This window comes from Thalassospira lohafexi, assembly GCF_002844275.1.
Taxonomy (GTDB): domain Bacteria; phylum Pseudomonadota; class Alphaproteobacteria; order Rhodospirillales; family Thalassospiraceae; genus Thalassospira; species Thalassospira lohafexi.
This window is the reverse complement of sequence record NZ_NXGX01000002.1, coordinates 434982-448499: the sequence shown is the minus strand read 5'-3', so window position 1 is coordinate 448499 and position 13518 is coordinate 434982. Positions and strand designations below refer to the sequence as shown.

General features: G+C 53.2%; 11 protein-coding genes. 9 read left to right on the top strand and 2 right to left on the bottom strand.

Features of this window, described 5'->3' with window-relative positions; translation table 11 throughout:
- Positions 1–128: 128 nt before the first annotated feature.
- Positions 129–608, top strand: coding sequence for a hypothetical protein (locus COO92_RS05885; protein WP_101300597.1), 480 nt, complete (start codon positions 129–131; stop codon positions 606–608).
- Here the strand turns inward: COO92_RS05885 and trpE are convergent.
- Both trpE and COO92_RS05875 read right to left on the bottom strand, forming a co-directional pair.
- Positions 605–2101 carry an anthranilate synthase component I gene (gene trpE, locus COO92_RS05880; RefSeq protein WP_101300596.1) on the bottom strand — a complete coding sequence of 499 codons (1497 nt, stop codon included), beginning with the start codon at positions 2099–2101 and terminating at the stop codon, positions 605–607. The two genes, COO92_RS05885 and trpE, sit on opposite strands and share 4 nt — an antisense overlap.
- 92 nt (positions 2102–2193) lie before the next feature.
- The gene (locus tag COO92_RS05875) at positions 2194–4086 is read right to left on the bottom strand and encodes a peptidyl-prolyl cis-trans isomerase (RefSeq protein WP_101300594.1); all 1893 of its coding nucleotides are present in this window, start codon (positions 4084–4086) and stop codon (positions 2194–2196) included.
- A 335-nt stretch (positions 4087–4421) separates the two neighbouring features.
- Here COO92_RS05875 and tpiA point away from each other — a divergent pair, with 335 nt between their 5' ends.
- The 8 genes from tpiA to COO92_RS05835 all read left to right on the top strand — a co-directional run bounded on the left by tpiA (position 4422) and on the right by COO92_RS05835 (position 13472).
- Positions 4422–5177, top strand: a complete 756-nt coding sequence (tpiA, locus tag COO92_RS05870; protein WP_101300592.1) for a triose-phosphate isomerase — start codon at positions 4422–4424, stop codon at positions 5175–5177.
- A gap of 97 nt (positions 5178–5274) precedes the next feature.
- Positions 5275–5634: a preprotein translocase subunit SecG gene (gene secG / locus COO92_RS05865; RefSeq protein ID WP_101300590.1), complete on the top strand. Its 360-nt coding sequence runs from the start codon at positions 5275–5277 to the stop codon at positions 5632–5634.
- Positions 5635–5755: 121 nt separating this feature from the next.
- Positions 5756–7384, top strand: coding sequence for a CTP synthase (locus COO92_RS05860; protein ID WP_022732343.1), 1629 nt, complete (start codon positions 5756–5758; stop codon positions 7382–7384).
- Between the two features lie 44 nt (positions 7385–7428).
- Positions 7429–8286, top strand: a complete 858-nt coding sequence (kdsA, locus tag COO92_RS05855; RefSeq protein ID WP_101300961.1) for a 3-deoxy-8-phosphooctulonate synthase — start codon at positions 7429–7431, stop codon at positions 8284–8286.
- A gap of 104 nt (positions 8287–8390) precedes the next feature.
- Positions 8391–9662 carry a phosphopyruvate hydratase gene (gene eno, locus COO92_RS05850; protein ID WP_101300588.1) on the top strand — a complete coding sequence of 424 codons (1272 nt, stop codon included), beginning with the start codon at positions 8391–8393 and terminating at the stop codon, positions 9660–9662.
- 393 nt (positions 9663–10055) lie between these two features.
- Positions 10056–10406: an FtsB family cell division protein gene (locus COO92_RS05845; protein WP_022732340.1), complete on the top strand. Its 351-nt coding sequence runs from the start codon at positions 10056–10058 to the stop codon at positions 10404–10406.
- A gap of 567 nt (positions 10407–10973) precedes the next feature.
- Positions 10974–11984 carry a pyruvate dehydrogenase (acetyl-transferring) E1 component subunit alpha gene (gene pdhA / locus COO92_RS05840; protein WP_022732339.1) on the top strand — a complete coding sequence of 337 codons (1011 nt, stop codon included), beginning with the start codon at positions 10974–10976 and terminating at the stop codon, positions 11982–11984.
- Positions 11985–12038: 54 nt separating this feature from the next.
- Positions 12039–13472 carry a pyruvate dehydrogenase complex E1 component subunit beta gene (locus tag COO92_RS05835; RefSeq protein WP_022732338.1) on the top strand — a complete coding sequence of 478 codons (1434 nt, stop codon included), beginning with the start codon at positions 12039–12041 and terminating at the stop codon, positions 13470–13472.
- Positions 13473–13518: the final 46 nt, after the last annotated feature.

Below are 13518 nucleotides of genomic sequence, written 5' to 3'. Positions count from 1 at the left end.
TTATCTCAACAGCAGGCTTGAAGTGGAAATTGACATTTTTAAAATGCATCGACTGCTATAAAATTTTGGTGCCGAAGTGCAATGTCAATTAGGGTTCTGAACAAGTTAGCGTTCAGGAGGGTAAACTTATGCGTGATCCACGGGCAGCAGAAACGGATTTCTTCATTCACCGTCTGGCAGTTTTGGGGTTACTGCTTTTTGCTTGTGTGTTTTTTGCTGGTTTTATCGGGAACGAAGCAATTGCTTATGCTCTCACCCGGCTCGATAGCGAAAAAACTATCGCGAAAGTGACCAAATATGAATCAGTAAATCAGCTCAAAATAGTGTGGTACGAGTTTTCCGACGCAAACAATGTACGTTACGAAAATAGAGTGCATGTACCATATCGCGCATCGTTTCATCCTGAGGAGGGAATGGAAGTCGAGGTGACGTACTTCCCTTTAAACCCAGAATATTCAGATGTCACGGATCTACTGCAAGGACGTCGTGAAGCAACATCAACGTCCTTGGCGATTGGAGCGTTGGCTGTTGGTGGTGCGATAATTGTGATCTTTTTTGTTTCTGCTCGTTCTTATCGCCAGCACAAAAGAAAGATGAAGTATTACTAAGCAAACCGATGCGCTTCACGGGCTGCAGCCATTAGCGCGCCTGCCTTGTTTCGGCATTCTTTGTCTTCGAGTTCGGGTTGGCTGTCGACAACGATGCCAGCCCCGGCCTGAATGTGGATTTGTTCATCCTTGATGACGGCGGTGCGCAGCGCGATGCAGGTATCCATTGATCCGTCGGCGGAAATATAGCCAATGCATCCGGCATAAATGCCGCGACGGACCGATTCCAGTTCATCGATAATTTCCATGGCGCGGACTTTTGGCGCGCCCGAGACGGTGCCTGCCGGGAAACCAGCCTTGAGTACATCCATCGCATCGTATTTTTCGTCGACTTCACCAACAACATTGGAAACGATGTGCATGACGTGGGAATAATATTCGATCTTTTCGCGGTCGGTGACGCGTACGGTTCCGGGCTTGGAAACGCGGCCCACATCGTTGCGGCCAAGATCAAGCAGCATCAGATGTTCTGAGCGTTCCTTGGGATCGTCCAGAAGGTCATGCGCCATGACTTTGTCGTCTTCGGGTGTATGACCGCGGCGGCGGGTACCGGCAATGGGGCGAATGGTGACTTCGTTATCACGCAGGCGCACCAGAATTTCCGGGCTGGCGCCAACCACCTGAAACCCACCGATATCGAGATAGAACATGAAAGGCGACGGGTTGATCCGGCGCAGCGCACGATAAAATGCGAAAGGCGGGAGCTGATAAGGCAACGTGTAGCGTTGTGACAGCACCACCTGAAAAATATCGCCCGCGCGGATATATTCCTTGGCCTGATCGACCATTTTATGGAACCCGGCTTCGTCGACGCTGACCTTGGGGGCGGGCAGGGTATCGGGCACCGATTTCGAACGCCGGTCGATAAACAGATTGCGCTGAAACTGTAACACCACGTCATTGAGGCGCGCGCAGGCCAGATCATAGGCTGCATCAGCACTGATGCCGTCTTCGGGGCGGACCGGGGTTACCACGGTTACAGTATCGGCGATGGTGTCAAAGCTTGCCGTGACTGTCGGGCGGATGAAAATGCCATCGGGAACACCAAGTTCATCCTTGTTGCTGTCGGGCAGCTTTTCCATCAGGCGCACAGTGTCATAGCCCATATAGCCGACAAGCCCGGCACTCATGGGCGGCATATTGTCAGGCAGGGTAATGTGGCTTTCAGCCATCAGCTTTTTCAGGCTTTCGAGCGGGGCGTCTTTTTCGGCGACAAACGCATCGGCATCGGCCATGGCACGGCGGTTGAGTTCGGCGCGATCGCCAAAGCACCGCCAGATCAGATCGGGTTTCAGGCCAAGGAACGAATAACGTCCGCGAACAGCACCACCTTCAACAGATTCAAGCAAATAGGTGTTGGGCATGCCGTCGGCAATTTTAAGGAAAGCCGAGACAGGTGTATCGAGGTCCGCGGTGAGCGCTGTTGAGAGAACCTGCGAAATGCCGTTTTCGTAATTTTGCTTGAAACTGGTGAAATCCGGTTTGATTTCCATGGGGATGTCCGATTTCCGGTCTTTGGGTGTGAGTGAGATTTGATAAGAAAAAGGGCGGCCTGTTTAAACAAGCCGCCCTTTGCGTTGGATGATCAGTTTGCCGCGGCGGGCGCATAAAGCCCGTTGATCACGCTGTTGTTGATGCTGACCGAGATTTCCTCGTTCAGGTAATCAAGATACTGCGCGAGGATGTCCTGATTGATGGCTTGTTTAAGCTCATCGGTGACAGGGGCCGCATCTGCGGTATCGGTCTTGGCAGCCTTGATGTCATCAAGTTTAACGATGATGACGTTTTCGCTGGTCTGGAGTGCTTTGGCCTTACCATCCTCAAGCGAGAACAGGGCAGCGGCAACAGATGGGCTTACGCCATCGTTAAGTCCATTGCCGTCACGTTTGGTCAGGCCGCTTTGTTTGACTTCCGCACCGTCATTGGCCGCCGTGGTGGCGATGTCAGCACCTGTGTTGTTGATGTCATTGGCCAGTTCTTCGGCCTTGGCAAGCATCAGGCGTTGACGTTCATCGGTTGTCCATGCGGTCACAACCTCGTCACGTACGTCCTCAAACGGACGCAAGGCTGACGGGGTGATTTTATTTACGCGCAGGACATAGCGCAGACCGTTTGCGGTTTCCTCAAGCAGGCTCTCTTCGCCACCTTCGAGTTCAAAGATTTTGGCGTTGATTTCATCCGAACCATCGATGGTTTCACCGGCCAGACCTTCGCCACGGACAACGCCCGACAGGTCATAGGTTTTTGCCCCGACCTCGCGTGCGGCATCTTTGATCGGGGTGCCTGCACCAAGTTCTTCGTCAAAGGTTACCGACAGATCATAGATCGCGTCTTCGGCTTTGAACTGTTTCAAACCATCAACAACGGTGTCGCGAACGTCATCAAGTGACTGGGTTTTCGCCGCTGTGATCGACGGAACACGCAGAATGTGCCAGCCAAGTGCGGTTTCAACCGGTTCGGAAACACCCCCTTCAGGCAACGCAAAGGTCGCATCGCGCAAATCAGGGAGAATATCATTGGCGGTGAATTCACCCAGATTAACCACCGAGCTATCCATGCCGGCTTCTTTGGCGACGTCCATGAAGTCAGCGCCTTCTTGCAGACGTTTGTAAGCGTCTTTGGCAGTCTGTTCTTCGTTCGGAGCAAACAGGATCTGCTGCACGGTGCGCTTTTCCTGCGTCTGGAATTCGGCAATGCGCTGGTTATAGGATTCGAGGACTTCTTCGTCGGTCACGCTGATCGTGCTGACAAGATCCGCAGAAGACAGTGTCGCCAGGGTGACGTCACGGGTTTCAGGTGCGGTAAACTGCTGGGCATTGTCTTCGTGATATTTGCGAAGTGTGGCGTCATCTGGGGTTGCGATGTCGTCGAACTCTGTGCGGTTAAGGGTAAAGAATGACCCCGAACGCTGTTCGTTCCGATATGCAACGATCTGCTGTGCCATCACTTCAGGAACGGCAGCAGTGCCGGTCAGGCTGCCAACAATCTGCTGGCTCATAAGATCGCCACGCACACCGTCGATGAATTCCTGTTCCGTGTAACCCGCTGCATAGAGCGACTGCATGAAACGATCACGGCTGAACTGTTTGGTTGCCGGGTCTTTGAAGTTGTCCGAGGCAAAGATCGCGTCACGGACTTTTTCATCACTGATGCCAATGCCCTTGTCACGTGCGTCTTCACGCATGATCTTCTGGGAAACCAGCGACTGAACCGTATTGTTCAGGAGGCCCATTTGCACGGCCTGTTGCTGGTTGAAGTTCGGACCAAACACATTACGCATGTTCTGGACACTGCGCTGGAAAGCGCGGTCCAGTTCGACAGGAGTGATCGACTGATTGCCGATTTCCGCGACTTGACGTGATGTTCCAAGGTCAAGCATGGATGCGTTAAGGCCCCAGCCGACGAAGCTCAGCGCAAGCACACTAAAGATGATCTTGGCAAAGATTGATTTCGAAAAATTGCGAATGCCAGCAAGCATATGAATAAGCCTAACAATTCGTGGTTTGGTGTCGAAATGGTGTTTCGACAGGTTATAATTTTGTCCGTCACGGCATGTAATCCGATGCGGAATTGCCGCGCATCTTAATGGCGAGAGGTACCCCCGGCAACATCCGATTGCATAGAACAAATAAGCAGGACAAAACAAGGGCCGTATCACCGCCGTTTCCGGGGCTTGGCGCAGAGCATACTGCGTGCTAGAAACCGCGTATCAAGATAGAATGTAACAGATCGTAACCGGGCTATGCGCCCGACGACGCATTTGTTAGAGATACCGAACCTGTTTGACCCTGACCCAGCAAGAGGACTACATCCATGACCCAACGCCGTCCCATGATCGCCGGAAACTGGAAAATGAACTGTTTGCGCGCGGACGGTATCGCGCTGGCCACGGCTTTGGCGGCCAAGGCTGCCGAAAAGGGGGCTTTGGGCTGTGACGTTCTTGTCTGTCCGCCGGCAACTCTGTTGTCTGATGTTGTCGCGGCGACCAAGGGCAGTGCCGTTATGGTCGGCGGGCAAGATTGCCACGTAGCAACGTCAGGCGCGCATACCGGGGATGTGGCCGCACCGATGCTGGCTGATATTGGTGCGGGTTATGTCCTTGTTGGGCATTCCGAACGGCGTGCCGATCACGATGAAAGTTCCACCACCATCCGTCTGAAGGCCATTGCCGCACATGATGCGGGGCTGGCGGCGGTTGTCTGTGTTGGTGAAACCGAACAGGAACGTGATCTTGGGGCGACACTTGCGGTGGTGAATGGTCAGGTTGCCGTGTCTGTTCCAGGCGGTGCGACGGCGAAAAACACGATTATTGCCTATGAACCGGTCTGGGCCATTGGCACCGGGCGGACGGCCAGTGTTGCCGAAGTTGCCGAGGTTCATGCGGCAATTCGTGCCGAACTTGTTGAACGTTTTGAAGACGGTGATGAATTCCGTATTCTTTATGGTGGTTCGGTCAAACCGTCCAATGCGGCGGAATTGCTTGCTGTCGAAGATGTTGACGGTGCTTTGGTCGGCGGGGCCAGCCTCAAGGTTGACGATTTTTGGAAAATTATTGAAACTTGCGCCTAGCCAACAGCCATAAAACGGGTTAAATACGCATCAAATTTATGCCCGATCCGGGGCAGGTTGCGTTCGGATCGGAAGTTAGGACAAGAGTTTCGACACCATGCAAACAGTTATTCTGGTAATTCACCTTCTTCTCGCGCTTGGCATGATTGCCGTCATTCTCGTACAGCGCAGCGAGGGCGGTGGGCTTGGTATCGGTGGTAACAGCGGCGGCGGTGGCGGCGGCGGTTTCGGCGTGATGAGTTCACGCGGTGCTGCAAACTTGCTGACCCGCACGACTGCGATACTGGCAGGCGCGTTCATGATCACCAGCATCATCCTCGCACTCCAGTCCAACAGCCACACCAAGCCAGCTTCCATCTTGGAACAGGCTCCGGCAGCATCGTCCTCGGCGACCACGGATGCCCCAGCGGTTACTGAACCCGCTGAGGATACCGGGCCCGCGGCTCCGACCCGCTAGACAAAATAACCGACGACCCGAGGCGGCAAACTTGCCGCCTCATTTTTTGATTGTTGTATTTCCCGGTTCATGATGCACTGCATTGGAACCGAGGCTTTGTGCTTTGAGATGAGGCAAAGAAATGACTCGTTATATCTTTATCACCGGTGGCGTTGTTTCTTCGTTGGGCAAAGGCCTGGCGTCGGCTGCTTTGGGTGCCTCGCTACAGGCACGTGGTTTTACCGTTCGCCTGCGCAAGCTTGATCCGTATATCAACGTTGATCCGGGCACCATGAGCCCGTATCAGCACGGTGAGTGCTATGTGACCGAAGACGGGGCCGAGACCGACCTTGATCTTGGCCATTATGAACGTTTTACCGGCGTATCATCGCGCCGTTCTGATAACGTGACCACCGGGCGGATCTATTCCAATGTGATTGCGCGCGAACGTCGTGGGGATTACCTCGGCGGGACGGTGCAGGTCATTCCGCACATTACCGACGCGATCAAGGAATTCGTTCAGTCCGATGCGACCGAGGATTTCGTTCTGGTCGAAATCGGCGGCACGGTTGGCGATATCGAAAGCCTGCCGTTCCTTGAAGCCATCCGTCAGATGGGCAATGATCTTGGCGATGGCCGGACCTTGTTCATGCATCTGACACTGGTGCCGTATATTTCATCGGCCGGTGAGCTTAAAACCAAACCAACCCAGCATTCCGTCAAGGAATTGCAAAGTGTTGGTATTCAGCCTGATATTCTTCTGTGCCGGTGTGATCGTGAAATTCCGATCAATGAACGCCGCAAGATTGCGCGTTTCTGTAACGTGCGTGAAGCGGCTGTTATCCCGGCCTATGATGTTGATAACATCTATCAGGTGCCGATCAGCTATCACCAGTATGGTCTTGATAACGAAGTGCTTCATCACTTCGGCCTGCAGGCACAGGACCCCGATTTGCGTCCGTGGGATGAAATTTGCAACACCATCCGCAATCCGGAAGGTGAGGTCACCATCGGGATCGTTGGCAAATACATTCAGTTGCCCGATGCCTATAAATCCCTGACCGAAGCCCTGACCCATGGCGGCATTGCCAATAAGGTCCGGGTTAAGCTGGAATGGATTGCGTCTGACGCGCTTGAAAAAGAGGGTGACGTTAGCGAAATCCTGTCCAAGCTTGATGCGATCATGGTGCCGGGTGGTTTTGGCGAGCGTGGCGCAGAAGGCAAGATTGCCGCTGCGCGCTATGCGCGTGAAAACAAGGTGCCGTATTTTGGCATTTGCTTTGGCATGCAGATGGCGGTTCTTGAAGCAGCGCGTAATTTGGCCGGCCTTAAAGATGCATCGTCATCGGAATTTGGTCCGACGAAAACACCGCTTGTCGGTCTGATGACCGAATGGTCGAAAGACGGTGGGTCGGTTGAGCGACGTTCGGATGAAGATGATCTTGGCGGCACCATGCGCCTTGGCAATTATGAGTGCAAACTGGTTGACGGATCGCGTGCGCGCGACATCTATGCCAGTGAGACCGTGCTTGAGCGTCATCGCCATCGCTATGAAGTTAACGTAAACTTCATGGGGCAGCTTGAGGAAAAAGGGCTTAAATTCTCGGGCCTGTCGCCGGATGGGCGGTTGCCGGAAATCGTCGAATACCCGGATCATCCGTGGTTTATCGGTGTTCAGTTCCACCCGGAACTGCGGTCGCGTCCGCTTGATCCGCATCCGCTGTTTGTGTCCTACATCAAGGCTGCCAAAGAGCGCAGTCGTCTGGTGTGATCCAATCGCTTGCATGCCTGAAGCCCTGAGTGAAAGTCAGTGAAGTGACCGAAATCAAAACCGTTAAAGTCGGAAATATCGAAATCGCCAATGACCGGCCGTTTGCTGTATTGGCGGGCCCGTGTGCGATTGAAAGCCGTGCGCATGCGCTTGAAATGGCCATCGCCCTTAAGGAACTTTCCGAGGGAATGGGCATTGGGCTTGTCTATAAAAGCTCGTTTGATAAGGCCAACCGGACCAGCACCACATCCAAACGCGGTGTTGGCATGTCCGAGGGGCTTGATATTCTGGCCGAAGTTAAAGCCAAGACCGGCCTTCCGATTGTAACCGATGTGCATTTGCCTGATCAGTGTGCGGCTGTTGGTGAAGTTGCCGATATTCTGCAGATCCCGGCATTCCTGTGCCGTCAGGCCGATCTTTTGCAGGCAGCGGGCAAAACCGGGCGCGTGGTTAATGTCAAAAAGGGTCAGTTCCTGGCCCCTTGGGACATGGCCAATGTCGCCAACAATATTGCTGCCACTGGCAATGAAAATATTATGCTGTGCGACCGTGGAACCAGCTTTGGCTATAACACGCTCGTTACAGACTTCCGCGGACTTCCCACCATGGCCCGTCAGGGCTATCCAGTTGTCTTTGATGCAACCCATTCGGTTCAACAGCCGGGCGGGCAGGGCACGACATCAGGCGGCCAGCGCGAATTCGCGCCGGTGCTTGCACGTGCGGCCGTTGCGGTTGGCATCGCGGCACTGTTTATCGAAACCCACGATAACCCGGCGACGGCCATTTCCGATGGCCCGAACCAAATTCCGTTGAACAAACTCCCCGAAGTTCTTTCGGTCCTGATAGAACTCGACAAGGTGGCCAAAGCCAACCCGGTTCGTCTGGATATGTTTGACGTCTGAAAATAAAAATGCCGCCAGAACATGTCTGGCGGCATTGTTTTTGCTGTAACCCGCAGGCCCAATAAAGGGCTTGCTTCCTCGTCCTTAAGGAGAACGTTTCAGTCATGACCGCTATTATCGATATTCGCGGCCGCGAAATCCTTGACAGCCGTGGTAACCCGACGGTCGAAGTTGATGTCACCCTGGAAAATGGCGCCTTTGGTCGTGCTGCCGTTCCGTCTGGCGCGTCAACCGGTGCGCACGAAGCTGTTGAGCTGCGTGACAAAGAAGACCGCTATATGGGCAAAGGTGTCACCAAGGCAGTGGCTTCGGTCAATGGTGAGATTTTTGAAGCACTGGTTGGTATGGATGCCGAAGACCAGATTGCTGTTGATACCGTGATGATCGATCTTGACGGCACGGCGAACAAAGCCCGCCTTGGCGCAAATGCGATCCTTGGTGTGTCGCTTGCCACAGCCAAGGCTGCGGCAGAAGATGCAGGCCTGCCGCTGTTTCGGTATGTGGGTGGTTCGTTTGCCAGAACCCTTCCGGTACCGATGATGAACATCATCAACGGTGGTGAGCATGCCGATAACGCCATTGATGTTCAGGAATTCATGGTTGTTCCGGTCTCCGCCGAAACCGGGTCAGACGCGATCCGTATGGGTGCGGAAATCTTCCATAACCTGAAAAAGGCACTGTCCGCAGACGGTCTGAGCACCTCGGTCGGGGATGAAGGTGGTTTTGCCCCGAACATCGCATCGACCGAAGCTGCAATCAGCTATGTCATGAAGTCGATTGAGGCCGCTGGTTATCGCCCGGAAGAAGACGTTGTGCTGGCGCTTGATGCCGCATCAACCGAATTCTACAAGGATGGCAAATACGTGCTGGCGGGCGAGGGTAAGACCCTTGATGCCGGTGGTATGGTCAAATACTGGGCCGATCTTGTCGGGAAATACCCGATCTTCTCCATCGAAGATGGCATGGCCGAAGATGACTGGGACGGTTGGGCAGAACTTACCGCAGCAATCGGTGCTAAAACCCAGCTGGTTGGCGATGATCTGTTTGTGACCAACCCGATCCGTCTTGCCGACGGCATCAAAAAGGGTGTGGCGAACTCGATCCTGGTCAAAGTCAACCAGATCGGCACGTTGTCCGAGACGCTTGAAGCTGTCGAGATGGCCCATCGCGCAGGCTATACTGCCGTGATGTCGCACCGTTCGGGCGAAACCGAAGATTCGACCATTGCCGATCTGGCGGTTGCCACCAATTGTGGTCAGATCAAAACCGGTTCGCTGTCACGTTCTGACCGTCTGGCCAAATACAACCAGTTGATCCGCATCGAAGAGATGCTTGATGCCGGTGCGTATTATCCGGGTCGTTCGATCCTGAAGTAAGCGGGATCGATTTTAAAGATCGATAGATGTTAAAGCGGGCCGTTCCGGGAATGCCGGGATGGCCCGCTTTCTATGGGCGATGAGCGGTGCCCGAAAAGGCCCAGACGCCAAGAAGTGGTGGATGAAACGGCTGGTTCTGTGCTCTCTTGCAACACCATTTTCCTAATTCAGAATTACCTGTTTGACCGTATTTTTGTGCGTTTGAGGCGCGCGGTTAACTCTATTTTTACGCGTTTGGGTGTTACTTGACGGGTAATATTACCCGGCTTCTGACCTTAACAGGTGCTATCTACCTGATAAGGCATGGGAATAACGTATGTTGTTTTCATGTTGCGGAGCCGGAATAACTTTTTAAGCCGTGAAAATCGGCTTTGTGCGCACGGGCAGGGGTAAATGTCTTCAACATCACCGGTCTTTCGTCGCCTTAAACAGGCTGTTGCACCGGTCATCGCATTTACAGTCATGGCGTATTTCATCTTTCACAGTGTGGAAGGTGATCGCGGTCTTTTGACCTATTGGTCGATGCAGGATCGTGTCACCGAGATTGCTTTGGTCCGCGATGAGACGACGCAAAAGCGCAAACTGCTTGAACAACATGTTGTGTCCTTGCGCGCGAAGCATCTTGACCCCGATCTGCTTGATGAACGCGCGCGTGCGATGCTTAATGCCGCCCATCCAGATGATGTGATTATCTTCCATCATGATGGCTACAGCGACACCGCAACCATCACAGCGCAGAAGTAATCTTCCCGGCACTACGTCATCGTTTCTTCCGGTGCTTTAAAACAGGCCGGAGAATCCATTGATTGCAATTGTTGTAACTTTTGCCGTTTTGGCGCCGGTTTGGCACAAATCCTGTGCTTGATGTGAATATTTACAGTTGTGAAATGGCTTCAGTAATAAATCCCTTTGGATAAGGTTTTGTTTCAACTGACTTTTGGTTGAAATGCCAATTCCTCAGGAAAACAGTTGAGGGCGTTGATATTGAATGCCTTCTGGGGTTGTATTTGTTCTTTTACGGCTATGCGATATTATGTTCATAAAAGCATAGCATTTGTGACGTCAGGGAATGAACGGATTTTAAAGGATCGCCCCAAGTAGCTGAAAACTCTGAAAATCTGTATATTTGTGAAATTGCGATAATTAACCACTTTATGGTTTATCAGCAATTGTGCGTTGCAAAACAACGGTTTATTCAGTGTTAGATTACTTGCCCTTCCACGTGGTTTTAGGTAGTCATTTCGGTGGTCCAGTACCGAATTAAGCGCTCATACATGATGCTTAAGCGACAGCCATCCACCGGGAGGAAACATGGCGACCACGAAACGCAAACGCGCCACAACGCGCGCCGACAATCAGGCGAGCAGTGACGATCTCCTCAAATATTACCGTGAAATGCTTCTGATCCGTCGCTTTGAAGAAAAAGCCGGTCAGTTGTATGGCATGGGTCTCATCGGTGGCTTCTGTCACCTTTACATCGGGCAGGAAGCAGTCGTTGTCGGCATGCAGGCTGCTGTTACCGGCGACGATGGTGTTGTCACCAGTTACCGTGACCATGGACATATGCTTGCATGTGGTATGGATGCCGGTGGCGTGATGGCCGAGCTGACAGGTCGCGAAGGCGGGTACTCCCAAGGTAAGGGTGGCTCGATGCATATGTTCTCCAAGGAAAAGAATTTCTATGGTGGACATGGTATCGTTGGCGCACAGGTTCCGCTTGGGACCGGTATTGCCTTCAATTACAAATATCGCGGTGAAGACAAGGTCTGCCTGACCTATCTTGGTGACGGTGCCGTCAACCAGGGGCAGGTATACGAGTCCTTCAATATGGCCGCACTCTGGCAGCTTCCGGTGATTTATTGCATCGAGAACAACCAGTACGCCATGGGTACCTCTACCCAGCGTCATTCATCCAGTCCTGATCTTTATCAGCGCGGCTCTGCTTATGGCATTCCGGGTGAACAGGTTGACGGTATGGATGTTCTGGCGGTGAAAGCCGCTGGCGAACGTGCGGTTGAACACTGCCGCGCAGGCAAGGGCCCTTATATCCTTGAGCTGAAAACGTATCGTTATCGCGGTCATTCGATGTCGGATCCTGCGAAATATCGCACCAAGGACGAACTCGACAAGATGCGCAAAGAACACGATCCGATCGATATGGTCAAAAAGCTTCTTATTGATGGCGACATCATCGACGAAGCGGGCCTGAAAGATATCGACAAGGAAGTGAAATCCGACGTCGCAAAAGCAGCCGAGTTCGCACAGAACAGCCCGGAGCCGGATGTTTCGCAGCTGTTTACCGATATTCTGATCGACGCGTGATCGCTAACTCTCGCGAACCGCTTTTGAACGATTTTTCCCGGGAGAGAGGGAACAATGCCGATTGAAGTTTTGATGCCGGCGCTGTCGCCGACCATGACCGAAGGCACGCTTGCCAAATGGATTGTCAAGGAAGGCGACACTGTCGCATCCGGTGACGTCCTCGCAGAAATTGAAACCGACAAGGCGACGATGGAAGTCGAAGCTGTCGATGAAGGTACTGTGGGCAAGATCGTGATCGCTGAAGGTACCGAAAATGTCGCGGTGAATGCAGTCATCGCGTACATCCTCGACGAAGACGAGGATGCATCTGCACTTGATAACGTTTCTGCGTCACCTGCGCCCAAAGCAGAAGCCGCACCGGCACCCGCCGAAGAAAAAGAAACACCGGCACCGAGCACGGCAAAGGCCGCCCCGGTTTCCGCAAGTGGTACGATTGAACGTGCGGAGTCCGATCCGCGCGCCATGAGTGTTGTTAACGCAACGCAGGATGAGAAAACCTACACCAGCTTTAAAACCCAGTCGGTGCGTGAAGCCTTGCGTGATGCAATGGCCGAAGAAATGCGCAGTGATGAAAACGTCTTTGTCATGGGCGAAGAAGTTGCGGAGTACCAAGGGGCCTACAAAGTTACCCAGGGTCTGCTTGATGAGTTTGGTGACAAGCGTGTTGTTGATACGCCGATTACCGAACAGGGTTTTGCCGGTCTTGCGACGGGGTCCGCATTTATGGGCCTGCGACCGGTTGTCGAATTCATGACGTTCAACTTCGCCATGCAGGCGATTGACCAGATCATCAACTCGGCAGCAAAGACGCTTTATATGTCTGGTGGCCAGCTTGGTTGCCCGATTGTGTTCCGTGGTCCAAACGGTGCCGCATCGCGCGTGGGTGCCCAGCACTCGCAGTGCTATGCATCATGGTATGCACATTGCCCGGGTCTTAAGGTCGTTGCACCGTATTCGGCCGCAGATGCCAAAGGTCTTCTCAAGGCGGCGATCCGCGATCCGAACCCGGTTGTCTTCCTTGAAAACGAACTGATGTACGGTCAGAGCTTCGAAGTTCCTGATGACGACAATTTCGTTCTGCCAATCGGTCAGGCCAAAATTGAACGCGAAGGGACCGATGTCACCATCGTTGCTTTCTCGATCATGGTTGGCAAGGCACTGAAAGCTGCTGAACAGCTGGCAGAGCAGGGCATCTCGGCCGAGGTCATCAACCTGCGTACGATCCGTCCGCTGGATGTGAACACGATCATTCGCTCGGTGATGAAAACCAACCGTATTGTCACCTGTGAAGAAGGCTGGCACTTCGCCGGTATCGGTGCGGAAATCGCATCGGCGGTCATGGAACATGCATTTGATTACCTCGACGCACCGGTTGCGCGTGTCGCCGGGGAAGATGTTCCGATGCCGTATGCTGCAAATCTGGAAGTGCTTGCACTTCCGCAAGAGCAGCACATCGTCGATGCGGCCAAGGCCGTTTGCTATCGCTAAGTGATACGGACAGGGGCAGGTGCGGTTATAGAACGCACCGCCCCGT